At 68.5% G+C, this 23280-nt stretch carries 17 protein-coding genes; 13 read left to right on the top strand and 4 right to left on the bottom strand.

Going from position 1 to position 23280, the window contains the following annotated elements; all coding sequences use genetic code 11:
* Positions 1 to 14 precede the first annotated feature (14 nt).
* On the bottom strand, positions 15 to 662 hold the full coding sequence (locus tag R9Z33_RS17485; protein WP_318647853.1) for a GntR family transcriptional regulator: 648 nt from the start codon (positions 660 to 662) through the stop codon (positions 15 to 17).
* A gap of 199 nt (positions 663 to 861) precedes the next feature.
* On the opposite strand from R9Z33_RS17485, the gene R9Z33_RS17480 reads away from it, so the two are divergent.
* The 8 genes from R9Z33_RS17480 (at position 862) to R9Z33_RS17445 (ending at position 8647) form a co-directional block, all read left to right on the top strand.
* Complete coding sequence (locus R9Z33_RS17480; RefSeq protein ID WP_318647852.1) at positions 862 to 1647, top strand: ABC transporter ATP-binding protein; 786 nt, start codon at positions 862 to 864, stop codon at positions 1645 to 1647.
* Positions 1644 to 2381 carry a class II aldolase/adducin family protein gene (locus tag R9Z33_RS17475; RefSeq protein ID WP_318647851.1) on the top strand — a complete coding sequence of 246 codons (738 nt, stop codon included), beginning with the start codon at positions 1644 to 1646 and terminating at the stop codon, positions 2379 to 2381. The genes R9Z33_RS17480 and R9Z33_RS17475 overlap by 4 nt, the downstream gene beginning before the upstream one ends.
* Before the next feature lie 21 nt (positions 2382 to 2402).
* Positions 2403 to 3401 (top strand): ABC transporter substrate-binding protein, encoded by a 999-nt coding sequence (locus R9Z33_RS17470; protein WP_318647850.1) that lies wholly within the window; start codon positions 2403 to 2405, stop codon positions 3399 to 3401.
* A gap of 11 nt (positions 3402 to 3412) precedes the next feature.
* Entirely contained in the window at positions 3413 to 4153 is a 741-nt protein-coding gene (locus tag R9Z33_RS17465; RefSeq protein WP_318647849.1) for an ABC transporter permease, read from the top strand.
* Positions 4150 to 4890: an ABC transporter permease gene (locus R9Z33_RS17460; protein WP_318647848.1), complete on the top strand. Its 741-nt coding sequence runs from the start codon at positions 4150 to 4152 to the stop codon at positions 4888 to 4890. The genes R9Z33_RS17465 and R9Z33_RS17460 overlap by 4 nt, the downstream gene beginning before the upstream one ends.
* 8 nt (positions 4891 to 4898) lie before the next feature.
* The gene (locus R9Z33_RS17455; RefSeq protein WP_318647847.1) at positions 4899 to 6206 is read left to right on the top strand and encodes an LLM class flavin-dependent oxidoreductase; all 1308 of its coding nucleotides are present in this window, start codon (positions 4899 to 4901) and stop codon (positions 6204 to 6206) included.
* A gap of 440 nt (positions 6207 to 6646) precedes the next feature.
* On the top strand, positions 6647 to 7630 hold the full coding sequence (locus R9Z33_RS17450; protein ID WP_318647846.1) for an amidohydrolase family protein: 984 nt from the start codon (positions 6647 to 6649) through the stop codon (positions 7628 to 7630).
* A 60-nt stretch (positions 7631 to 7690) separates the two neighbouring features.
* Positions 7691 to 8647 (top strand): Bug family tripartite tricarboxylate transporter substrate binding protein, encoded by a 957-nt coding sequence (locus R9Z33_RS17445; RefSeq protein ID WP_318647845.1) that lies wholly within the window; start codon positions 7691 to 7693, stop codon positions 8645 to 8647.
* 695 nt (positions 8648 to 9342) lie between these two features.
* Here R9Z33_RS17445 and R9Z33_RS17440 read toward each other — a convergent pair.
* Positions 9343 to 9651, bottom strand: coding sequence for a type I secretion C-terminal target domain-containing protein (locus R9Z33_RS17440; protein WP_404830606.1), 309 nt, complete (start codon positions 9649 to 9651; stop codon positions 9343 to 9345).
* Between the two features lie 52 nt (positions 9652 to 9703).
* On the opposite strand from R9Z33_RS17440, the gene R9Z33_RS17435 reads away from it, so the two are divergent.
* Positions 9704 to 10123 carry a DUF4915 domain-containing protein gene (locus R9Z33_RS17435; RefSeq protein WP_318647844.1) on the top strand — a complete coding sequence of 140 codons (420 nt, stop codon included), beginning with the start codon at positions 9704 to 9706 and terminating at the stop codon, positions 10121 to 10123.
* Positions 10124 to 10177: 54 nt separating this feature from the next.
* Here R9Z33_RS17435 and cysN read toward each other — a convergent pair whose 3' ends face one another.
* Together cysN and cysD are read right to left on the bottom strand one after the other, a co-directional pair.
* Complete coding sequence (gene cysN / locus R9Z33_RS17430; RefSeq protein ID WP_318647843.1) at positions 10178 to 12034, bottom strand: sulfate adenylyltransferase subunit CysN; 1857 nt, start codon at positions 12032 to 12034, stop codon at positions 10178 to 10180.
* Position 12035: 1 nt separating this feature from the next.
* On the bottom strand, positions 12036 to 12944 hold the full coding sequence (gene cysD / locus R9Z33_RS17425; protein WP_318647842.1) for a sulfate adenylyltransferase subunit CysD: 909 nt from the start codon (positions 12942 to 12944) through the stop codon (positions 12036 to 12038).
* 951 nt (positions 12945 to 13895) lie between these two features.
* Here cysD and R9Z33_RS17420 point away from each other — a divergent pair.
* The 4 genes from R9Z33_RS17420 to R9Z33_RS17405 are packed head-to-tail and all read left to right on the top strand — an operon-like array spanning position 13896 to position 23272.
* Positions 13896 to 14873, top strand: a complete 978-nt coding sequence (locus R9Z33_RS17420) for a M64 family metallopeptidase (protein ID WP_318647841.1) — start codon at positions 13896 to 13898, stop codon at positions 14871 to 14873.
* A 4-nt stretch (positions 14874 to 14877) separates the two neighbouring features.
* The gene (locus R9Z33_RS17415; protein ID WP_318647840.1) at positions 14878 to 16626 is read left to right on the top strand and encodes a hypothetical protein; all 1749 of its coding nucleotides are present in this window, start codon (positions 14878 to 14880) and stop codon (positions 16624 to 16626) included.
* Positions 16623 to 20075 carry a DUF6603 domain-containing protein gene (locus tag R9Z33_RS17410; protein ID WP_318647839.1) on the top strand — a complete coding sequence of 1151 codons (3453 nt, stop codon included), beginning with the start codon at positions 16623 to 16625 and terminating at the stop codon, positions 20073 to 20075. Before R9Z33_RS17415 ends, R9Z33_RS17410 begins: the two co-directional genes overlap by 4 nt.
* Entirely contained in the window at positions 20072 to 23272 is a 3201-nt protein-coding gene (locus R9Z33_RS17405; protein WP_318647838.1) for a hypothetical protein, read from the top strand. Before R9Z33_RS17410 ends, R9Z33_RS17405 begins: the two co-directional genes overlap by 4 nt.
* Positions 23273 to 23280: the final 8 nt, after the last annotated feature.

Below are 23280 nucleotides of genomic sequence, written 5' to 3'. Positions count from 1 at the left end.
CATGGCGACCTCCCTCAGTCGAGACCCGCGATCAGGTCCAGCAGGTTCTCGCCGAGCAGGGTGAGATGGGCGCGCATGCTGCGATGCGCTGCCTCCGGATCACGGGCCAGGATGGCTGCCATGATCTCGGCATGTTCGCGCAGCGTGTCCTCCACGCGGGTCGGCATATGGGTAACGCGGCGGCGATAGGCCGCCACGCGGTTGCGCAGGCGGCGGGTTTCCTCGGCCAGGAAGGCGTTGTGCGCGGCCTCGTAGATGGCTTCGTGGAACTCCTCGTTGATGTCGTAGAAGACATCGGCGGGGGCGGGCGCGGCCTCCACGAGGCGGGTGTGGATGGCCTGCAGGGCCGCGTTCTGGGCCGGCGTGCTGCGGCGGGCTGCAAGGCGCGCACAGAGGCCCTCGAGCTCGCCCATCACCTGGAACATCTCGATCAGCGTCTGGGCGGAGATGCTGCGCACCACAGCGCCCTGCCGGCCGCGCAGTTCGACCAGGCGCTCGGCGGCCAGCAGGCGGAAGGCCTCGCGCACCGGGGTGCGGGAGCAGCCGTTGCTGTCGGCGATGTCCTGCTCATCCAGCCGTGCACCGGGCTCCAGCCGGCCGCTCGCGATTTCGTCGCGCAGGCGGCGATGCAGGGCATTGGCCAGGGTGCCTGCTCCCGGCACGGCGCGGGCGATGCGCCCGGAAGCTGGCCAATCTGCCTCATTGGATGCCTGTTTTGCGCGCATATGTGTGCAGAAGCCCCTTCAATGTGTGCAAAGACCCGGGCTTTGTATTTCAAAGCCGCGCCCTTGTCGCGAAGATGTTGTGGGGCGCGGCCCCTGGCACCGAAGTGGAACGCCCTTGCCCAACTCGCCTTCCCCCTTGCTCGAATTGCGTGGCCTTTCGAAGCGCTTTGGCGCCGTCCAGGCGCTGGACGGGTTCGGGCTGGATGTGCAGCCGGGCGAGTTCGTCACTGTCGTCGGACCCTCGGGCTGCGGCAAGAGCACCCTTTTCAACATCGTGGCCGGGCTGGATGAGCCGGATGATGGCGGCATCCTGCGCTTCAAGGGCCGCGGCTGCCATGCGAAGGAATTGCTGGGCCAGGTCTCCTTCATGCCGCAGCGCGACCTGCTGCTGCCCTGGCGCAACGTGGTGGACAACGCGATCCTGGCCAACGAGATCGAGGGCGCCAACCGGCGCGAGGCGCGGGCCAAGGCGCTCTCCATGCTGCCGGAATTCGGCCTGGCGGGCTTCGAGAAGCAGTATCCACACCAGCTCTCGGGCGGCATGCGCCAGCGGGTGGCGCTGATGCGGACCTTCCTGTTCGAGCGCGAATTGATGCTGCTGGACGAGCCCTTCGGCGCGCTGGACGCGCTGACCCGCAGCATGATGCAGCGCTGGCTCCTGGATGTGTGGCAGCGCCACCGCCGCACCATCCTCTTCATCACGCATGACGTGGATGAGGCGATCTTCCTGGGTGACCGCGTGGTGGTGATGACCGCGCGCCCGGGGGCCGTGAAGCTGATGCGCGAGGTGAACCTGCCCCGTCCGCGCGCTGCGGAATTGCTGACCTCGCCCGAATTCACCGCCATCAAGCGCGAGGTGCTGGACGCGATCGAGGAGGAAGCGATGAAATCCTTCATCTCCAGCACGGCGGCCGCGCCATGACGGACGCCGAGCGCGAGGCGCGCATCTCGCTCGCCGCCTGCTATCGCATGGTGGCGCGGCTCGGGCTCGATGACGTGATCTACAACCACATCTCGCTGCGCGTGCCTGGGGAGGAGGATGCCTTCCTGCTCAACCCCTACGGCTTCCTGTTCAACGAGATCACCGCCTCCTCGCTGGTGAAGATCGACACCGAGGGCCGCAAGCTGGCGCCGAGCCCGCATGAGGCCAATGTCGCGGCCTTCGTGATCCATGCCGCCATCCACAAGGCGCGGCATGACGCGGCCTGTGTGCTGCACGCGCATTCGGATGCGGCAGTGGCCGTCTCGGCCCAGAAGGGCGGGCTGCGGCCGCTCAGCCAATTCGCCATGTGGTTCTACGAGCGCCAGGCCTTCCATGATTATGAGGGCGTGGCGATCGACCTGGATGAGCAGCGGCGCCTGGTGCGGGATTTCGGCTCGCACCCCATCATGCTCATGCGCAACCATGGCACTCTCACCGTCGGCCGCACGCCCGGCGCCGCCTTCATGCTGCTCTATTACTTCGAGCGCGCGGCGCGCATCCAGCTCATGATGCAGGCCTCCAACCAGCCCATCATCGAACCCGCGCCCGAGGTCTGCGCCCGCGCCGCCAACCAGTTCTGGCAGCAGCAGGGTGACATCCTGGGCCCTGGCGAGCGCGAATGGCCCGCCTTCCTGCGGCAGCTGGACCGCGAGGAGCCTTCCTATCGTGACTGATACCCCGCAGGAGATCCGAGCATGAACAGGCGCCACCTTCTGGCCGTGAGCCTCGCAACCCCCTTTATCCGTCCCGCTGGCGCGCAGACGCTGGTGCGCGCCTCGCTCCGCCTGAAGTGGCTGACGCAGGCGCAATTCGCAGGGTTCTACATGGCTCTGCAGAAGGGCTACTACCGCGAGGCCGGCATCGACCTCACCATCAATCCAGGCGGGCCGAACCTGCTGACGGAAAACCTCGTCGCCTCGGGTGCCGATACCTTCGGACTCTCGGGTGGCACCGACAGCGTCTTCGCGGCGCGTGAGCGCAGCCTTCCCATCGTCTGCGCCGGCGTGATGCACCAGCAGACCCCCTTCGTCTTCGTGGCGCGTGCGGATGGCCCCATCCGCACGCTCGCGGATTTCCGCGGCAAGACCATCACCACCTGGTTCACCGGCGCGAACTTCGTGCTGCTCGGCATGCTGGCCCAGGCCGGGCTGAACCGCGGCGACTTCACCATGCAGCCGCAGCAGGTGAGCGTGCAGCCCTTCGTGGACCGCCAGGTGGATGTGGTCACCGCCACCCGCTACAACGAGTTCTTCACGCTGATGAGCCGCGTCGGCCGGGAGAATTTGCGCAGCTTCGTGCCCGATGAGCACGGCATCACCTTCCCGCGCGACACCGTCATCGTCAGCGAGCAGACGGCGCGCGACCGGCCGCAACTGGTCCAGGGCTTCCTGCGCGCCACCATCCGCGGGTGGCGCGATGCGCTCGCGGACAACAAGGCCGGCGTGGATTCCGTGATGTCCGTGGCCCCCACGCTGAACCGTCCGCACCAGGAATTCATGCTGGTGGAGGCCGGCAAGCTGATGGTGGCGGGCGGCGCCGCGCGCAACGGGTTGTTCTGGATCGACCGCCCGGTGATCCAGGCCGCGCATGACTTCTTCCTGCGCAACGAGGTGATCAAGACGCCGCTTGACCTCTCGGCCGCCTTCAATTCCAGCTTCCTGGAGGCCTTGCCGGCGGCGGACCGCATGGCATGAATGCCACGGCGATGGCCGCCCTCCGCCTGCTGGGTGGGGTGATCCTGGTGGGGCTGGTCTGGGAAGGGGCGGTGGTGGGCTTCGGTATCCGCCCGCATCTCCTGCCGCGCCTGTCGGAGATTCTCGCGGCCATCGCCTTCACCCCGGGTGCTTATTGGGCCGGGCTGCAACGCACCGCCGCCGAGACGCTGATCGGCTTCGCCGCCGGCACGGCGGTGGGCATCATGAACGGGCTGGTCTTCTTCCGTGCGCCCTTGCTGCGGGACATGCTGCTGCCGGTCTTCATCGTGTCGCAGACGATCCCGGTCATCGCGTTCGGCGCGCTGGTGGTGATGTGGTTCGGCAACACGCTCTTCGCGAAGGCCGTCATCGCCTTCTACCTCACTTTCTTCCCCGTGACAGTGAACACGCTGCTCGGCCTGAACAGCGTGGACCCGCGCCAGGTGGCCCTGCTGCGCAGCTTTGGCGCCAGTCCCCGGCAGATCCTGTTCCGCCTGCAATTGCCCATGGCGCTGCCGCAGATCTTCGTGGCGCTGCGGCTTGGTGCCTCGCTCAGCCTGGTCGGGGCCATCGTGGGCGAGTGGTTCGGCGACAACACCGGCATTGGCGTCCTGCTGCTGCAAGCCATGTACAATGAGAGCGTGGTGGCGCTCTGGGCCGCCATCCTTTGCGCCGCGCTGCTGGGCACCGGCTTCTACGCGCTGGTGGCCTGGGCCGAGCGGCACATCGTCTTCTGGGGGGCGGAGCAGTGAATGCCACCTCCGCCGTACGCGGCGCCGTGGGCGCGTTGCTGATCCTGGCGATCTGGGAGACGCTGGCGCGCGGCCTCTCGCTACCCGCCTATACGCTTCCGGCGGTAAGCCAGATCCTCGCCGCCGTGGCTGAGCACCGCAAGGTGCTGCAGGCGGCGGCGCTGGTCACGGGCTTCGAAGCGTTGACCGGCTACGTCATCGGCGCGCTGGCCGGCATCGGCATGGCCACGCTGCTGATCCTCGCGCGGCCCTTGCGCGCGGGCGCGCTGCCCTTGCTGCTCGCCATCAACTCGGTGCCGGTGGTCGCATGGTCGCCGCTCGTGCTGCTGTGGTTCGGGATGGGCGTCGCGTCCAAGATCGTCATGGTGGCGCTGGCGGTGGGCTTCACCGTCTTCCTCAGCGCGCTTGCAGGGTTTGATCGGGTGGACCGGCGCAGCGTAGATCTGATGCGCAGCTTCGGTGCCGGGCGCTTCGGCATCTTCTGGCGGCTGCGCCTGCCGGCCGCGCTGCCGCTGATTGCGGCGGGGCTGCGCGTCGCCACCGTGCGCAGCCTGATCGTGGCGATCGTCACGGAAATGCTGGGCGCCTATGGGGGGCTCGGCTGGATCATCTACCAATCCGTCACGCTGATTGATTTCGTGCAGGTCTGGGCCGCCATCCTCGTCGCCTCCGCGCTTTCCCTGGCCTTTTTCGGCCTGGTCGGCGCGCTGGAGCGGCGGCTGATCTTCTGGCGGTGAGCGACGCCATGCGTCAGATGCATCTGGGCCTGTTCCTGCTCGGCACCGGCAGCCATGTGGCGGGCTGGCGCATGCCGGGCGCGGTGACGAGCTTCCAGGACTTCCATGCCATCCAGCAGATGGCGGCGACGGCCGAGCGCGGCTGCTTCGACCTCATCTTCATGGGTGACAATCTCTACGCCGACCCCGGCGCACACCCTTCCTACACGCTGCGCCTGGAGCCGCTGACCATGCTGGCGGCGCTCGCGATGACGACCAAGCATATCGGCCTGGGGGCGACCGTCGCCACCACCTATAGCGACCCCTGGAGCGTGGCCCGCGCCTTCGCCTCGCTCGATCACATCAGCGGCGGGCGGGCGGCGTGGAATGCCGTGACGGGATCCAGCGCGCAGGCCGCGCCGAATTTCGGCCGCACCCATCCCAACCATGCCGAGCGCTACGCCATCGCCGCCGAGTTCGTGGATGTGGTGCGCGGCCTCTGGGACGGCTGGGAGGATGACGCGCTGGTGGCGGACCGCGCGAGCGGCCTCTATCTCGACCCCGCCAAGTTGCATCCGCTGAACCATGAGGGTGTGCATTTCTCGGTGAAGGGGCCGCTCAACATCGGCCGCGCGCCGCAGGGCAGGCCCGTCATCCTGCAGGCCGGCGGCTCCGAGGCTGGGCTCGACCTGGCCGCGCGCACGGCGGATGTGGTCTTCGCCGTGGTACAGGATTTCGAGGAGGCGCGCGGGCAATACCGGGCGCTGAAATCCCGTCTGCCTGCCTATGGCCGCCGGCCGGCGGATGTGGCCGTGCTGCCCGGCGTCATGCCCATCGTGGGCCGCACCGAGCGCGAGGCGCTGGACAAGCTCGCCCAGCTGCAAGGCTTCATCAGCCCGGGCAATGCGCTGCAATTGCTTCAGGACCGGCTGGGGATCGATCTCTCCGGGCAGGACATGGACGCGCCGCTGGGCGACCTGCCGCTGCATGATGGCGGGCATGGCTTCGCGCGCACACTGCTGAACAAGGCGCGGCGCGACAACCTCACCTTGCGGGACGTCTACAACCTGCTGGGGGCGGCGCGCGGCCATTGGGTCCTCTGCGGCGCTGCGGAGAAGGTGGCCGACACGTTGCAGCAATGGTTCGAGGGCGGCGCGGCCGATGGCTTCAACGTCATGCCCTCCCATTTCCCTGGCGGCATGGACGATTTCGTCAATCTGGTGGTGCCCATCCTCCAAGAGCGCGGCCTGTTCCGCACGCACTATGAGGGGCGCACACTGCGCGACCTGCTGGGCCTGGACCGGCCAGAGCGCCTGGGCGGCAGGAAGCCGGCCTGAGCGCGGCTCTACGGGCGCGGAGGCTCATGCAGTCATGGGCTCGTGGCGACTCTTCCCTGCTTCCTGTGCCGTGGCCCTCGATCTCTGCCTTCCGCGTGCCGAGCCATGCCTGGATCAGTACGGCAACGCTGGCGTTCGGCGTGCCCGCCGCGATCGCTGGCCAATGGGGTTGGGGGCATGCCTCCAGCTCCATTGCCGTCCGATCAACCGCCAGACATCCACGCAGAGGAATCTCCGTCTGAGTGGAGGCATTCAGTGGAGCGCTTGCCTTGCGAATAGGCAGGTGCTGATGCCGGACAGGGCAGGGGCGGCGGGGTCGCTCCGCGACGGTGGCGCTGCGCGCGTTGACGCACCCCGCCGGCGATCGCAGCCTGTGCGAGTGAACTCTTTTCCCAGGCGGGCCACATGAAGCTCGACATCCTCGACGCGGCGGTCCGGCCATGATCATCGACGCGCACACCCACACGCTCTGCCCTGGCGTGAACCCGATGGTGGCCGGGCGGCCTGAGCTCCGCTCCATCCCCTATAATCGCGACATGGAGCCGGAGAGCGCCGCGGTGGATCAGGCGCAGTTCCCCGAACTGTCGCGCCGCTTCCTCGACATCGCCACGCGGCGCGAGGACATGGCGCGGATGGGCGTGGACCACCAGGTGGTGATGCCAGCACCCGGCCAGCAGCATTACTGGGCCGAGCCGGATCTGCTGGTCGCCCTCTCGCGCGCGCAGAACGAACATGTGGCGGGGCTGGTCGCGGCCGGCGCCGGCGCCTTCACAGGGATCGGCACCTTGCCGATGACGGCGCCCGAACGCGCACCCGATGAGGCAGCGCGTGCCGTCGAGGAACTCGGCCTCAAGGGCTTTCAGATCGATACGCGTGCCGGCGCCATGGAGCTGTCCGATCCCGCGCTCGATCCGCTCTGGGCGCGGCTGGCACGGCTCGGTGCGGCGCTGGTGCTGCACCCGCTCGGCTTCTCGGATGGCGCACGGCTCGGGCGGTTTTTCATGGTCAACACCGTGGGGAATCCGCTGGAGGAGGTGATCGCGGCCAATCACCTCACCCTGGGCGGCGTGCTGGACCGCCACCCGGAGCTGCGGGTGAAGATCGTGCATGGCGGCGGCTTCTACCCCTTCCTGGCCGGACGGCTGGACCATGCCTGGAGGCGCCGGCCAGAGCTGCGCCGCCTGACCTCGGAGCCGCCCTCGGCCTATCTCTCGCGCCTCTGGTACGACACGGTGGTGTTCGATCCGCGATTGCTGCGCATGCTGTTCGAGCTGGTAGGGCCCGGCCGCATCATGCTCGGCAGCGACTACCCCTTCGACATGGGCGAGGACGACCCCCGGGCGACCTTGGCTACGGCGGGCCTGCCCGCTGAGGAAGTGAGCGCCATCGAAAGTGGGACCGCGCGGCGCTTCTTTGGGATCTGACGCACGTCCTGGCCCGCCACTTGCTTCGCCATGTGCTCAGCACACCCTCCGGAGAAGCTCATGCGCCGCCGCCACCTCTTCGCCCTCCCCCTCGCCACGCCGCATCTGGCGCGCGCGCAGGCAACGACGCTCCGCCTGATCGTGCCCTTCGCGCCGGGTGGCGCCTCGGACACCACGGCGCGCATCATCCAGCCTGGGCTGGCGGCTGCGCTGGGGCGCACCATCGTCATCGAGAACCGTGCCGGGGCCTCGGGCTCCATCGGCACGCGGATGGTGGTGCAGGCGCCGCCGGATGGTTCCGTCATCGGCATTTCCAACACCTCACCGCATGGCATCGTGCCGCTGGCCATGCAGCCGCCGCCCTATGATGGGGATCGCGACTTCACGCACATCGCCATGGTGGCCGATACGCCGACCGTGATGCTGCTGCCGGGGAACAGTGGCTTTCGCCGCTTCGAGGAACTGCGCGCCGCGGCGGCCGCGCGGCCGCAGGGACTCACCTATGGCTCGTCGGGCGTGGGCGGCATGCAGCATCTCCAGGGGGAGATGATGGCGAAACTGGTGGGCGGGCGCTGGGTGCATGTGCCTTATCGCGGGACCGGCCCCGGGCTGCAGGCGACGATCGCCGGCGAGGTGGACTGCTTCCTGACACCGATGGCCGGCACCACTGGCGCGATCGAGGCCGGCCAGGTGCGCGCCATCGCCGTCTCGACGCCGCAGCCATTCGCCGCGCTGCCCGGCGTGCCGACCTATGAGGCGCTGGGCCTGCCCGCCCTCACCGTCTCCTCCTGGACCGGGATTTCCGGGCCACGCGGCATGCCGCCCGCTATGGTGGCTGAGATGCACGGCGCCATGCAGCGCGTGCTCGCTGACCCCGACACGGAGCGGCGTCTGGTGGCTGCCGGGCTGTACCCGCTGGGTCGCCCTGTCTCTTCGGCCGAATACCAGCAAGTACACGCCGATTTCGCGCGCGTCTGGGGGCCGGTGGTGCGGGAGGCGCGCATCTCGCTGGAGTGATCAGGCGTGCGCAGATGCGCGCCCGCACCAAGGCCGGCGGCCCGGCCTGGCCGTGGGTCGTGTCCACCCGCGCGTCCTCCTGATATGCGATCTTTGCCGACCTCAAGGGGCGGTGACCGCAGGTTCTCTGGAGGTGGCCGGCTTCCTGTGGCGCTGCATGCGTGGCGCGCACCCATACTCCTGTACCGCAGCGACCGCGCAAGTAACGCTCCCTCGCTGCTCCACCCTGGCGTACGGCCCTTCTCAACCCGGCTGCGAATGCCCAGCGTGACGGAGCGGCTGCGCGACCAGGGCGCGGCTTCGCTCCGCGGTAGGGCAGATTCCTTCGAGGTGTTCCTGGAGGGGGATCCTGTGAAACGGGCGCGCCTGGTCCGCGAGCGCGGGATCGCAGCGGAGTGGCTGTGACGCGGGCCAAGAGGATCTCGCGCCCCGGTTCACACCGCTGCGGGCGAAGAAGTCCAAGCCCTCGCCCTCGACCTTGGCATGATTGAGTCAGCTGAATCTTGTTCTTCGTGAGCCGAACCCTGTCCTCGCATCCCAAAAGCCCGTCACCCCACAAGGTTGGCGGGCTTCGTGCTTTCTGCCCCCGAAAGCGGACCACAGCCGGCAAGCGCTGCGGGAGCGAGAGGACGTGACACCCACTCATGCAGCGCCTCCCGGACCTTCGGAGAGGCGCACTTCTGTCCAGCCTTGTCCTAGAGCCAGATATTGGCTGCCGTCAGCGTGGCGATCCCGGTGAGCGTGACCTGGAAGTCGGCCCCGCCGTCGCCATCCAGGTCACCCTCGAGCACCCCTGTGGCAAAGCGCAACTCGCCCACCACCTCGCCAAAATCGGCACCGCCAATCCAGGTGAAGCTCTGGTTGCCCAGCAGGCTGGAATCCGGGTCGATCCGGCGCAGGTCGATCCTGTCGCCCGCCGCCACATTGAAGTCCGCGATGACATCACCATCGGCCTCGGCCGCGCTGCCGAACAGGAAGACATCGGCGCCAAGCCCGCCCTCCATCGTGTCGGCGCCCGTCCCGCCATCGAGCAGGTCCTGGCCCTGGCCACCGACGATGCCGCATTTGCGGCGGATGCATCAGGGGCGGCTGTGGCTGCTCAATTCCGGCACGGGCGAGTTTGGCTGGATTGATCCGGCCGATGGGCGCTTCACGCCGGTCGCCTTCTGCCCGGGCTATGCGCGGGGCTTGAGCTTCATCGGCCAATCGGCGGTGGTGGGCCTGTCGCGCGCGCGGGAGAACCGCACCTTCGGCGGCCTGCCGCTGGAGGGGGCGCTGAAGGCGCATGACGCAGATGCGCGTACGGGCCTTCTGGTGATTGATCTCGCCAGCGGCCAGATCACGGACTGGGTGCGGATCGAGGGCGTGATCGACGAGTTGTTCGACGTGGCGGCCCTGCCGGGGGTCCGCAACCCTTCCGCCATCGGGATCAAGGGCACGGACATCGGCCGTGTGTTGTCGATCGAGCCGGGCTGAGGCGGCACAAACGGGGGGGAAGGGCAGCTCTGATGGCGCGTGAGCTCTTCTCCGTCAGGGCTGCGCGTCGCTCTTGAGCAAGCGCTCCAGAACCTGGCGCGCGGAGAGTTCCGCCGTCTCGCCCGATGTCGAAATGTGGATATCCGGGGCTTCCGGCGGCTCGTAGGGGCTGTCGATGCCCGTGAAATTCTTGATCTTCCCGGCCTTCGCCTTGGCATACAGGCCCTTCTGGTCGCGCTGGATGCAGGTCTCGAGCGGCGTGTCCACGAAGATTTCCAGAAATTCACCCTGACCCAGGAGGTCGCGCACCATCCGCCGCTCCGCGCGGAACGGCGAGATGAAGGCGCAGAGGACGATCAGCCCCGCATCGACCATGAGCTTTGCCACCTCGCCGACGCGGCGGATGTTCTCCACCCGGTCCTCCGCCGTGAATCCAAGGTCGCGGCAGAGCCCGCTGCGGATGTTGTCGCCGTCGAGCGTGTAGGTTTGGCGGCCGGCGCGGTGCAGCGCCTGTTCGACGATGTTGGCGATGGTAGATTTGCCCGAGCCCGAGAGGCCGGTGAACCAGAGCACCATCGGTTTCTGACCCGCCAGCGCTGCACGTGCCGCCTTGTCGACGGTGAAGTGCTCCCGATGGATGTTGTTGGCGCGACGCAGCGGGAAAGCCACCATACCCGCGCCGGCCGTGCGGTTGGTGAAGCGGTCCACCAGGATGAAGCCCCCGGTGGCGCTGTTGTCCTGGTAGGGGTCGAGCGGTACCGGCTGCGCCGCGGAAAAGTTGCAGAAGCCGATCTCGTTCAGCGCCAGTCGGCGCGCCGCGTGCTTCGTCATGGTGTTCACATCCACCCTGTGCCGGATCGAGGTTACGGAACAGGGCGTCCAGGTATGGCCGAGGCGCATGAGGTAGCTGCGTCCGGGCAGCATCGCGTCCTCATCCATCCAGAGCAGGTGGCCAGCAAACTGGTCAGCCACCTCCGGGCGCTCCGTCGGATGCACGAGGAGGTCGCCGCGCGCAACATCCACCTCATCCTCCAGCGTGAGCGTCACGGCTTGTCCGGCCTCCGCCGCGGGCAGGTCACCATCGGCGGTCACAATGCGCGTGACCCGCGTCGCCTTTCCCGAGGCCGTGACCAACACCTCGTCGCCGGGCGCGATCCGGCCAGAGGCAACCGTCCCGGCGAAGCCACGGAAGCCCTGATCCGGGCGGTTGACCCACTGCACCGGGAAGCGGAAGGGCTTCGAGGCGAAATCCTTCGCGGTATCGATGCCTTCCAGATATTCGAGGAGGGACGCGGCGCGATGCCACGGTGTGCGGTCCGAGCGCTGCGTCACATTGTCCCCGAAGCGCGCGCTGATCGGGAGCGGCATGATGGAGCGGAAGCCGAGCGCCGAGGCGAAGGCAGAATACTCGCCGACGATGCTCTGAAAGATATCCTCGCTAAAATGCACCAGGTCCATCTTGTTCACCGCCACCACGACGTCACGGATGCCAAGTAGCGAGCAGATGTAGGAATGGCGGCGCGTTTGCGTCAGGACGCCCTTGCGGGCGTCTATCAGAATGATGGCGAGGGAGGCGCCGGACGCTCCCGTCGCCATGTTGCGTGTGTATTGCTCATGCCCTGGCGTATCCAGCGCGATGAAGGATCGTCGTGGCGTCGCGAAGAAGCGGTAGGCGACGTCGATGGTGATGCCCTGCTGGCGCTCCGCTTCCAGGCCATCCACCAACAGTGCGAGGTCGGTGTCATCACCGGTCGTGCCGTATTTGCGGCTGTCCCGGGCGAGGGAGGCGAGCGTATCCTCGAAGATCTGCTGGCTGTCGTGGAGCAGTCGGCCGATCAGGGTGGACTTGCCATCATCCACCGAACCGCAGGTCAGGAAGCGCAGCGTCTCCAGTCGGACCTCGGCGGCCATGTCAGAAATAGCCCTCGCGCTTTTTCCGCTCCATCGACGCTTCCTCGTCGGCGTCGATCAACCGTCCCTGGCGTTCACTGGTCCTGGCGCCGCGCATCTCCGCGATGATCCCGGGCAGTGTCGCGGCGTCGCTCTCGATGGCACCCGTGAGCGGGTAGCAGCCCAGGGTCCGGAAGCGGACCATGCGCAGCTCCGGCGTCTCTCCCGGTTCGAGCGGCAAGCGCTCGTCATCCACCATGATCCAGGTGCCAGAACGCCGCACGACGGGCCGCGGCTGTGCGAAATAGAGCGGTACGACGGGAATGTCCTCGGCAAGCACGTAGTCCCACACGTCCAACTCAGTCCAGTTCGAGAGAGGAAAGACGCGGACGCTTTCGCCCTCGCGGATGCGCGTATTGAACAGGTTCCACAACTCTGGCCGCTGTGCACGCGGGTCCCAGGAATGCCCTGGCCCGCGAACGGAAAATATGCGCTCCTTGGCGCGCGACTTCTCCTCATCCCGCCGCGCTCCGCCGAAGGCAGCGTCAAAGCCGTGCTGGTCGAGCGCTTGCTTCAGGGCCTCGGTCTTCATCACCTGCGTGTGCAGCCCAGCGCCACTGGAGAAGGGATTGATGCCGCGCGCCAAGCCGTCCGCATTGGTGTGGACGAGCAACTCAAGTCCAAGTCGCTCTGCCGTCTTGTCGCGAAACGCGATCATCTCACGGAACTTGTACGTCGTATCCACGTGCAGCAGCGGGAAGGGAGGCTTGCTGGGATAGAAGGCCTTGAGGGCCAGGTGCAGCATTACGCTGGAATCCTTGCCGATGCTGTACAGCATCACCGGCTTGCGGAAGGAGGCGGCCACCTCCCGGATGATCATGATGGCTTCCGCCTCAAGCCGGGCCAGATGCGGCGTCAGCGCAGTTTTCATGGCCGTACAGCGCCGCCTCCGCAGCGCCCTGAACCCGGGGCGCCGTATGCCGGCAAGCCATGGGGTCTGCGTGGCGGTTGGGTTTCCCTTGGTTCAACCCGCAGCACGGCGGTGCGACAGCAAGGGTAGGATGCGGCAGCCTGCGTGGCCTGGAGCCTCGGCGCTCTGCCTTGCACCCGCGTCCAGGGCTGCTGCTGCGCCATCGGGAGGGTCGGCCAGGTCGCGGCGTCCTCGGCGACATCGAAGCCGGGATTGTTGGCGAGGTCTCGACCCGCGGCAGCGATGATCAGGTGATTGGATGTGTTGTAGATTTCCAGGAAGGCATGGTCTGCGGCCGACCGTCTGGTCATGAGGCGGAGCCTGAACAAGTCGGAGGATGCGCCTTGATTGACCTTGCTGCGGCGCGTCCGCATCTCGCGAATGACGTCAGGCCAAGAAATCGGATTGATCCTCGTGATTCTTCAGGAATATTTCTGGGCCAAGTATAACGCTGCATAATTGACAGTGCAAATCGCGGCGCCGGCAGATGTGAGGGGCCGGCCTGCCCTGTTCAGGGCGTTCCGTTTTTTCCAGGGGACAGCGATCAACGCAACGATCTGATTGGCCGAGCCGGCCAGCGTGGCCTCTTCGGGGGACGCCTGATCTGGCGCCGCCGGGCGGTCGGCCTTGCGATGGCACGAAGCGACAAGGTCACGCCAGGACGCTTGGCCGCGTTGAAATCCGGGAGCGGATGACCCGCGACCCGCGCCTCGCCGATCCGACCCCATGAGGGGCAGCCCCGGGGGGCAGACCACCCTTGAGCATCCAAGGTACTGGAATAAATATAGAGATCAACAACTTATACGTGTATAAGAAACTTTCTAGCAACTTTTGCAAGAAAAATGCTCGCACCCTGCACGCGGCCGAGTTAGGCTCCCTCCACCCGGACACCAAGGCGGGGGGAGGGGCCTCGTGGCGAGCAAGATCCATCCCTTCGGCGTCGGCAATGCGCTCGACGCTTCATTCAAGCTGATCCTGGTCGCCGAGGGTTTCACCGCGGCGCAACGCGGAGCCTTCTCCGCGCTCTGCCACGATCTGATCGAGGCCATCCTCGCCACCACGCCCTTCAACCGGACACGCGTTCGCCCGGAGTGGCTGACCGTGATCAAGGTCTTCATGCCGAGCACGAGTTCGGGCCCGCGCATCGCCGGGGCGCCGGGCCATTCCACCCTCCTCTCATCCTTCGTGGATGGTGCGACGAACCGTCTGGCGGTGGATCACGGGCTGCTCGGCGCGGTGCTGGCAACACAAAGCGTGACGACCGCGGTGGGTGAAGTGCCGCTCGCGGCGCTCTACGGCGCGGGCGGCATCACCTATGGTGTGACGGGCGGGCTCGTCGCCGTGATCGCGCCCGCCATGGCCGATCCGGCTGGCGCCGATGATCACGTGCGGCCCGCGGCCGGCGAGTACCATCTGGTGGCGACCACGGCGAACGGGCTGTGGCACCAGGTGGTGCTGCGCGGCATCGGCACCGCGCTCGGCCTTGCCGACGAATATGAGCGCGAGGGGGCCGCCTTCGCCGCCGCGACCGAGACCTCGCCCGAGCTCGCGAACGCGCCCAACGTCGTCTTCAGCGACGCGCCGCCCGTCATGAATGCTGATTTCATTGCCTGGCGGCATGTCATGTCGCCGGTGGAGGCGCTGGCGCCGGCCGTGGTTCAACCACGCCCCGCGCATGACCTGCCCAACACAGCGCTGCCGGCCGCGCCCTACGCGGCAGGGCGCGTCGCCTTCTGGGAAGGCGGCGCCGGCTACCGTCGCAAGGCCTACCGCCCGGCGGAAGATTGCCTGATGCGCCGCGCGCCGGGCCTCGGCTACCTTCCGGCGCGTGTGGGCGCGATCGGCTTCTGTCCCGTCTGCGTCTCGCACTTGCGCTCGGCGATCGGGTGACGCCATGCGCTACATCGGTGGCAAGACGCTCGACACCCAGACGACGATGTTCGACGAGATCCGGTGGGAGGACGCCCCCGGCGATCTGCTGCTGCGCGACCGTGACACCGCTGTCACCGGACCGCCGCCTGGCCTCCGGCTCGGCATGCCCGCCACCTCCGAGGAAGCGCGTGAGGGGCGCACCCCCTACTGGGAGTTCACTTGGCGCGTGGATTCGGCGCAGGGGCTCGTGATCACCAACGCCGTCGCGCGCGGCACCCAGCCGAGCAGCGGCGGCACGCTCAGCGCGGAGCGCGTGTTCCAGCGCATCGACTTCACCGACCTCATGATCACCTTCGACGACGGATCGAGCGCGACCTTCGACGTGGCCCGCGCCCTGGGCGGCGCGGGCGCGAGCTTTGCGCTGCGCCGCAATGGCCGCCGCTTCACGGTCGATCCGGCCGATCCGCTCATGCAATACGGGTTGCGGCTGCGCCTGACCGACAATGTCCTGTCCGGCACGGGCACCTGCAACGTGACGCTGGAATTCGTGGTGGTGCTGCGCGGCGCGATCAACGACTTCGACCCGGGCGGGGTGCCGGTCGCGATGGGCTGCTACCCGCAGCTCGCCTGGACCTGGTCGGCGGAAGGCGCGACCAAGCGCGTGCAGAAATTCCGCGGCAGCGTGCGGATCACCGCCGACAACGTCATGGCGCACAACCACGCTGGACACGGCGGCGCGCATCCGCCGGCGGCGAACATCCCGGGCTTCTACACCGACAGCAACACCTCCTTCATGTATCTTGGGGACCCGAACAACGTCACGCTCGGTGGGCTCGTCACGAACGGGCGCCAGTCTCTCTACGGCTTGAGCGTGATCGGCGCGCGGATCATAGGGCTGCCGGCCTCCTGGGGCATGGTGTTCGACTACATCCACGCCAATTTCACCCAGGAGAAGGAGATCGTCGGCGTCTATGGGCCGGCCGATGGCAACTTCTACAGGGCGACGCTGCGGCGCCGCGCCAACTACATCTGGCCGGTCGCGGGCGCCATCGCCTACACCAATGCCTACGTGGTCATCAAAGCCGACCGCCAGGGCCAGTACGATAACATCCACCTGCATGCCGATATGGGCCGGCCGGACCGCTACGGCAACACGCAGATCCATGCGCCCTTCTGTGGTCACAGCTGCGTGCACATGCACTGGCGGTGGTCCGGCATCGCCGGACGCGGGGCAGGCGAGCGCGGCTGGTACTACAATGGGTGGTCGCCCCTGACGGGTGGCGCCTCTACCGCGCATTCCACGCCAAATGCGCCGCTGGTTCCGCCGAACCAGCGCGTCAAGGTCGCCATCTGCGCGCCACGCGCCGCCCGCCACAGCGCCGACCACATCATCAACCCCGCCGCCCCCGCCGTGCTGCCAGCGCGGAACAAGATGATCTGGTACAGCACCGACATCCTGGGCCCCGCCGCTGGCCGCAAGCAGGTGATCTGCGAGCACGGGCTCGGCTGGGCCTATCGCTACGCGATGCAGAACGAATCCGATGCCGTGGATGGACTGGCAAGCCGCCGGGCCTTCCTGCCCGTCTTCGCATCCGCGCCCTCGACCCAGGCCGAAATGTCGGACTTCTTCGAGCAGCACGTCTATCCCGGCTTTCGCTACGTCGAACTGGGGGGGGGGCGCATCAACCAAGTGCCGAACGGGGACTACAGCGTCACCCACGTCTGGGGCTCCACCGTCCGGGACCTGCCGATCCGCGCGGAGGATCTATGAACACCCTCCTCGAAGCCGTCCTGCGCGAGTTCCTGGCCGTCATCGCGCCCTTCCGCACCGCCGTCGCGAGCCCGGCCGAGATGGAGGCGCTGCTGGCCCGCTACGGCTGGGACATCGAGGTCGCGGGCGGGCAGCTCACGCCCCTCGGGGCCGCCTTCGCGCTGGAGCCGCTGATCGCGCAGCTCGCCGCGCGGACCGACCAGCTGGTCAGCGGAACCGACCAGCAGCGCCTGCGCGCGCTGGTGGACGTACTGCAATCGGTGAAGGACACGGCGGCGCGCTTCTCCTCGCTGCAGGGCGCCACGGTCTCGGGCGCGCCCTTCGACCAACGCGGCTTCTGGGACGAGCTGGCGGGCGCGATGATCACCGACCTGCTGGTCCTCTACCTCGAGCGCCACCAGCCGCTGCTCTTCGCAGCGACCCACGCGCTGGGTGTGATCCGCTTCGAGCGCGCGGCGCCGGCCGGCGCGCATCGCATGCCTTGGACCCGCACCGTGCTCGATTTCGCGCGCCTCGGCCGTGCGCTGGGGGATCCGGGCGGCGTGCTGCGGGAGAACTTCGGCTGGGGGACGCCAGGCTTCGACCATCGCCGGCTGATCACGACCTTCGAGCGCATCGCGCTCGTGCTCGGACACCAGGCCGAGACGGGGCCGCCGCGCCTCGGCCTCGCCGATGGTCAGATCGATCTTGCCCACGCCGCGGCGCAGGGCGTCCGGCAACTCGACTGGACGATGGTGGATGGCGAGCACCTGGCCGAGCGTGCGCGCTGGCGCGCCGGGCTCTCGCTGCTGCCCGTGCCCCGCAGCCCCGCCGCTGGCGCGCCTGCCGGGGTGGTGGTCGCGCCGATCCTGGCGGGCGGCGCGGCCGTGGACATTCCGCTCGGTGAGGCGGTGACGTTGCGCATCGCTGGGGCCTTCGGCGCCACCGATGCGGTAAAGCTGCGGATCCTGCCGGATGGCGTGACGGCCAGCGCCGGCCCCGGCGTGGAGCTCGCCGCCAAGATCAGCCTGATCGGCGCGCCATCCGAGCCCTATCTCCTGTTCGGCGCGCGGGAAAAGACCCGGCTCGAGCTCGACGGGTTCACCGTGGAAGGCGGCTTCGCCGGCAACATCGCCAATCCGGAGGCCTTCTTCCGCGCAAACACCGGCGCTGGCGGCGGCAAGCTCAAGCTGCATGTCGCCTTCGATGAGGCGGACGGCTTCATCCGGCAGGTGCTGGGCGAGGGCTTCGACGCTGATTTCGGCGTGGACATGCTATGGTCCTCGCGCAGCGGCCTCGCTATCGCGGGCAGTGGCGGCATCGAGTTCCAGATCCCCATCAACCTCGACCTCACTATCTTCGAGCTCGAGACGATCTACGTCAGTGCGCGCGGTGGGACGGATGGCGCGCGGCTGTCGCTCGGCGCCGGCTTCTCGCTCAATCTCGGCCCGCTGCGCGCGAGCGTCGAGAATATCGGCATCACCCTCTCTCTGGTGCCCGCAGCCGATGGACGCGGCGCCTTCGGCCCGCTCGACCTCGCCGTGGGCTTCAAGCCGCCGAACGGCATCGGCCTGTCCATCGACGCAGGGGTGGTGCGCGGCGGCGGCTATCTCTTCATCGATGCGGAGCGAGGGGAATATGCCGGCGCGCTGGAGCTGACCTTCGCCGAGTTCCTGAGCCTCAAGGCCATCGGCATCTTGACGACGCGCATGCCGGATGGCTCCGACGGTTTCTCGCTGCTGGTCATCATCACGGCGGAATTCGGCTCGACGGGGTTGCAGCTCGGCTACGGCTTCACGCTGCTCGGCGTCGGCGGGCTTGTGGGGCTGAACCGCACGATGCGCCTCGATGCGCTAGTGGCCGGCGTGCGCAACGGCGCGGTGAACAACATCATGTTCCCGCGCGACATCGTCGCCAATGCGCCGCGCATCATTTCGGACCTGCGCGCGATCTTCCCGCCGGAGGAAGGCACCTTCCTGATCGGGCCCATGGCCAAGTTGGGCTGGGGCACGCCGACGCTGGTCTCGATCTCGCTCGGCGTCATCATCGAGATCCCGGGCAACATCGCCATCCTCGGCGTGCTGCGCGTGGCGCTCCCGGCGGAGGTCGCGCCGGTCGTGGTCCTGCAGGTCAGCTTCGTCGGCGCCATCGAGTTCGACCGCCAGCGCCTCTGGTTCTTCGCCAGCCTGTTTGATTCACGCATCCTCTTCATCACCCTCGATGGCGATATGGGGCTGCTGGCGGCCTTCGGGGATGACGCGAACTTCGTCCTCTCGATCGGCGGCTTCCACCCGCGCTTCACCCCGCCGCCGCTGCCCTTCCCAGTGCCGACGCGCATCTCGGTCACCATCCTGAACGAGAGCTGGGCGCGGATCCGCGCGGAGGGCTATTTCGCCGTCACCTCCAACACCGCGCAGTTCGGCGCGCGCGCCGAGATCTTCCTCGGCTTCGAGGTGCTGAGCGTCGAGAGCGTGACGAGCTTCGACGCCCTGCTGCAATTCTCCCCGCTGTCGTTCGACGTCGAGATCCAGTCGCATTTCTCGGTGAAGGTCTTCGGCCTGGGCGTCTGGGGCCTCTCGATCCGGCTCCGGCTGGAAGGGCCGACGCCCTGGCGTGCGCGCGGCGAGGCCTCGATCTCGCTGCTTTTCTTCGACATCGGCGTCTCCATCGACGTCACCTGGGGCGAGCCGCGTGGCGCGCCGCTGCCTGATGTGGCGGTCCTGCCGCTCCTGGCCGCCGAGCTCGACAAGCAGGAGAACTGGCGCGCCTTCAATCCCACCGGCCGCACCGGGCTTGTCACCATGCGCAGCCTGCCGCCGGAGGAGGCGGCGCTCGTGCTGCACCCCGCGGGCACGTTGCGCATCGTGCAGAAGCTCGTGCCGCTGGACGTGCCGGTTGCGAAGCTCGGCAACCGCAAGGCCCGCGACGGGCGCCGCTTCTCGATCTCGGCCCTGCCCGGTGGTCTCGCGAAGTCGGCCGATGTGAAAGAGAGCTTCGCGGCGGCGCAGTTCAACGATCTGTCCGACGCGGATCGGCTGGCCGCCCCCGGCTTCGAGCCGATGACCGGCGGTGTGGAGCTGACGCCGGCCGGGCATACCGCCTTCTCCGCTGCCGCCATCAAGCGCGCGAACCGCTACGAGCTTGCGACGATCGACACGCAGGGCGCGCCCGCCGCGCGCCGCCTGCGCGGCCTCGAGGCCGTCTTCTCGCGCCGCTTCCTGGCCGGTGCGGCGGTTTCCCGCTCGGGCCTCTCGGCACAGGCGCAGCGTGCGAAGGTCCCCTTCGCCGACAAGGTCGAGGCGGTGGGTGAACGCTTCGTCGTCGCCTCCGCCCTGGACAATGCGGCCATGCCGGGTGGCGCCTTCGGCAGCGAGGCGGAGGCGCGCGCCCATATGGCCGGGATGCTGCGCGCCGACCCCTCGCTTGCGGGCCGCGTGCAGGTGCTCCCGGGCTTCGAGGTGGCCGCATGACGAACGCTGTCTACAGCTTCCTGCCCTGGTACCGGCGCGGCCTTGGCGGGCTGATCGGCGGGCCGCTGCCCGCCGGCGCGCTGCGGCCCAGCGTTCAGGTCGGCCTCCAGGTGAGCGCCGAGCCGGTGGCGGGCGGCGCGCCGCTGACCAGCACGGTGACGAAGGGCGTGACGCTCTATGGACCCGGCGACGTGGTCGGCATCGAGCCGCGTGCGATCATCCGCCGCGACCCCAACCATTGGGTGACGAATGCCGAGCCCAACTACCTCGCGCAGGTCGAATTCTATGACGAGGATCTGCCCTGGCGCTATTCGCCTGAGGGCCCGACGCATGGCGGCCTGCGGCTCGCGCCCTGGATCGCACTGGTGGTGCTGGCGGAGACCGAGTTCGAGGAGGGCAGTGACCTCGCCGGCCGGCCGCTGGCCTATGTGCACGCGGCGAGCTTCGATCCCTTCCCGCCCGCGCGCGAGCTCTGGGCCTGGGCGCATGTGCAGGTCAACGCCTCGCTCGCCGGGAGTGAGGCGGAGTTCGTCTCGCCGGAGATGGCGGCCGTGCTGCCCCGCCTTGCGGCGCTGCTCGCCGCTGATCCGGACGTCGCGATGTCGCGCCTGGTCTGCCCGCGTCGCCTGCAGCCCAACACCGCCTACCACGCCTTCCTGATGCCCGCCTACGAGACGGGAAGGCTGGCCGGGCTCGGTGCGACGGGCGCCGTTCCCTCCGGCACCACGAGCGCGTGGGAGGCCTATGCCGGCCGGCCCGAGCCGCTGCTGATGCCCTTCTACCACCGCTGGTTCTTCCGCACCGCGGAGACCGGCGATTTCGAGACGCTGGTGCGCAAGCTGAAGGCGGCAAACATCGATCCGCGGGTCGGCTACCGCGACATGGACGTGCTTCGCCCGGGCCTCAACCTGCCGGCGATCAACCGCCTGCAGCTTGGCGGCGTGCTGAAGCTGGGCGGCGCGCTGCGGGCGCCCGATTCCGTGCTGGATGCGCCCTCGCTCGCGCGCCGCCGGACCTTCGAGGCCTGGGACGCGCCAGCGCCGCAGCCCTTCCAGACGGCACTCGCGGGATTGATCAATCTCGCTGACGACTATCTGCGCAAGGCCGCGCCCGACGCGCATGACGACACGGCGAACGCGGCGGGCCTCGATCTCGGCGCGGTGGCGGAGGACGGGACGGATGAGGATGTCTCGCCCGACCCGGTGGTGGTGCCGCCGCTCTATGGGCGCTGGCACGCAGCGGTGGACCGGTTGCTGGCCACCGCCACCGGTGCGCCGCTGCCGCACACCGACAACTGGGTGCATGGGCTGAACCTCGACCCACGGCATCGCGTCGCGGCCGCCGCGGGCACCACGGTGATCCAGCAGGGCCAGGAGGAGTATATGGACGCCGCCTGGGAGCAGGTGGGCGACGTCGTGAAGGCCAACCGAAAGCTGCGCAACACCCGCTATGCGATCGAGGTCTCGGAGGCGTGGTTCCTTCGTCGCTTCGTGGCGGCCGCGGCGAAGCCCGACCGCTTCCTGCGGCTGACGCGCCCGGCCCAGCGCCGCCTGCGTAGCGGTGGGCGCACGGCGCGCGCAGCGGTGGATGCGAGCCGGCTCGGCGCCGGCCTGCTCTCGGCCGCCGCCTCCCGCGCATTGCGGCCAGGCGGGCGGCTGTTCCGTCTGGCCTCGCGGGAGAAGCGCCTCGATGCGGGCGAGATGCTCGCGCGGCTGAACGATGGCGCCCTGCACATCGTGCCGCCCAAGGCCCCGCCGCGCGGCCTGCCGACGCTCGACATCCTGGCGGAGAAGTCGGTGCCAGGTCTCCTGGCGCGGTTGCGCTTCCAGCGGCAGCGCAACCGTGGCGGCCTGGCCCTGGCGAAGCTGCTGGCGGATGCAGAGGCATCGGCGGAGCGCTTCGCGGCCATCCCGAAGCTCGCCACCATCGCGATCGGCGAGCCGGGTGCGGAGCCCCGCGACGGGAAGCGCGGCGCGCGCGAGGAGACGCAGCGCCTGGTCGAGGCCGCCGCCGCCTGGTTCGACCTGGTGGCCGCCAGCCATGCCGCGGCGAAGCGCGAGCCGCGCGCAGCACTCGATCTCGGTGGGCTGGTGGGCGACATCACTTCCGCGCTTCAGCCGCGCGTGACCTTGCGCGCGCGCGCCCTGCACGGCCTCTCGATCCCGCCGCGCATCCTCGCCGCACTGCCGGAGGAATTCGATGAGATCATGCACCATCCGGTCATCGACACGCCGATGTACAAGCCGCTGGAGAAGGTCTCGAAGGAATTCCTGATGCCTGGCCTCTCGCTGGTGAAGCAGAACAGCATCACCGCGGTCGTCACAAACCAGGCCTTCATCGAGGCCTATATGGTCGGACTCAACCACGAATTCGCGCGCGAGCTGCTGTGGCGTGAATATCCGACGGACCAGCGCGGCTCCGTCTTCCGGCAGTTCTGGGACGTACGCGGCCAGGTGGCGCCGCCCGGCACCGATACGGAGGCCTTCCGCGAAAGCCTGCGCGACATCCCGAAGATCCACACCTGGCCCCGGCGCTCGCGCCTCGGTACGCATGACAACCGCGAAAATCCGGCGCGCCAGGGGGAGAACCTCGTGCTCCTGATCCGCGGCGAACTGCTGAAGAAATATCCCAACGCCGTGATCTACGCGCATCGCGCCGTGTGGGACGTGGACGCGTCGGGCCGCCCCGACCCGACGCGCGAGCGCCGCCTGCTGGACGTGCCCGAGAGCGCGCTGGCCGATCCGCCGCGCGATGCGATGCGCTTTCCGCTCTTCGAGGCGCAGGTGGAGCCGGACATCACCTTCTTCGGCTTCGACCTTGACGAGGAGGAGGCCAAGGGACGTGTCGCCGGGCCGGCCACCACGGACAATGCCGGCTGGTTCTTTGTGCTGAAGGAGCGTCCCGGTGAGCCGCGCTTCGGCTTCGATCCGCAGCGCACCGGCGCGTTGCAGACGGTGAACGACATCGTCTGGACGGACCTGATCCCGTCCGGCTCGACGCGGCAGTTCATCGACCCGGCCGTCACGATCCCCGCGCTGGCGCCGCTCGGCGCCGCTGACATGGAGAAGGCACGCCAGCGCGAGGACGATGGGAAGGTTCTCGCGGCCGGCATCTCCGCGGCGCGCTGGGCCTATCTGCTCTACCAGGCACCCGTGATGGTCGCGATCCACGCCGCCGAGATGTTGAAGCGGAGCTGAGGGAACTC

Source organism: Sediminicoccus rosea, assembly GCF_033547095.1.
GTDB lineage: Bacteria > Pseudomonadota > Alphaproteobacteria > Acetobacterales > Acetobacteraceae > Roseococcus > Roseococcus rosea.
The sequence above is the reverse complement of the archived record's forward strand: the minus strand, read 5'-3'. Positions and strand labels throughout refer to the sequence as shown.

Excerpts from the sequence above, each read along its gene's own strand:
- R9Z33_RS17475 (WP_318647851.1), top strand. The coding sequence starts at position 1,644 with ATGACGGACGCCGAGCGCGAGGCGCGCATCTCGCTCGCCGCCTGCTAT.
- R9Z33_RS17470 (WP_318647850.1), top strand. The coding sequence starts at position 2,403 with ATGAACAGGCGCCACCTTCTGGCCGTGAGCCTCGCAACCCCCTTTATC.
- R9Z33_RS17465 (WP_318647849.1), top strand. The coding sequence starts at position 3,413 with ATGGCCGCCCTCCGCCTGCTGGGTGGGGTGATCCTGGTGGGGCTGGTC.
- R9Z33_RS17455 (WP_318647847.1), top strand. The coding sequence starts at position 4,899 with ATGCGTCAGATGCATCTGGGCCTGTTCCTGCTCGGCACCGGCAGCCAT.
- R9Z33_RS17450 (WP_318647846.1), top strand. The coding sequence starts at position 6,647 with ATGATCATCGACGCGCACACCCACACGCTCTGCCCTGGCGTGAACCCG.
- R9Z33_RS17445 (WP_318647845.1), top strand. The coding sequence starts at position 7,691 with ATGCGCCGCCGCCACCTCTTCGCCCTCCCCCTCGCCACGCCGCATCTG.
- R9Z33_RS17440 (WP_404830606.1), bottom strand. The coding sequence starts at position 9,651 with ATGGAGGGCGGGCTTGGCGCCGATGTCTTCCTGTTCGGCAGCGCGGCC.
- R9Z33_RS17435 (WP_318647844.1), top strand. The coding sequence starts at position 9,704 with ATGCCGCATTTGCGGCGGATGCATCAGGGGCGGCTGTGGCTGCTCAAT.
- cysN (WP_318647843.1), bottom strand. The coding sequence starts at position 12,034 with ATGGCCGCCGAGGTCCGACTGGAGACGCTGCGCTTCCTGACCTGCGGT.
- cysD (WP_318647842.1), bottom strand. The coding sequence starts at position 12,944 with ATGAAAACTGCGCTGACGCCGCATCTGGCCCGGCTTGAGGCGGAAGCC.
- R9Z33_RS17415 (WP_318647840.1), top strand. The coding sequence starts at position 14,878 with ATGCGCTACATCGGTGGCAAGACGCTCGACACCCAGACGACGATGTTC.
- R9Z33_RS17410 (WP_318647839.1), top strand. The coding sequence starts at position 16,623 with ATGAACACCCTCCTCGAAGCCGTCCTGCGCGAGTTCCTGGCCGTCATC.
- R9Z33_RS17405 (WP_318647838.1), top strand. The coding sequence starts at position 20,072 with ATGACGAACGCTGTCTACAGCTTCCTGCCCTGGTACCGGCGCGGCCTT.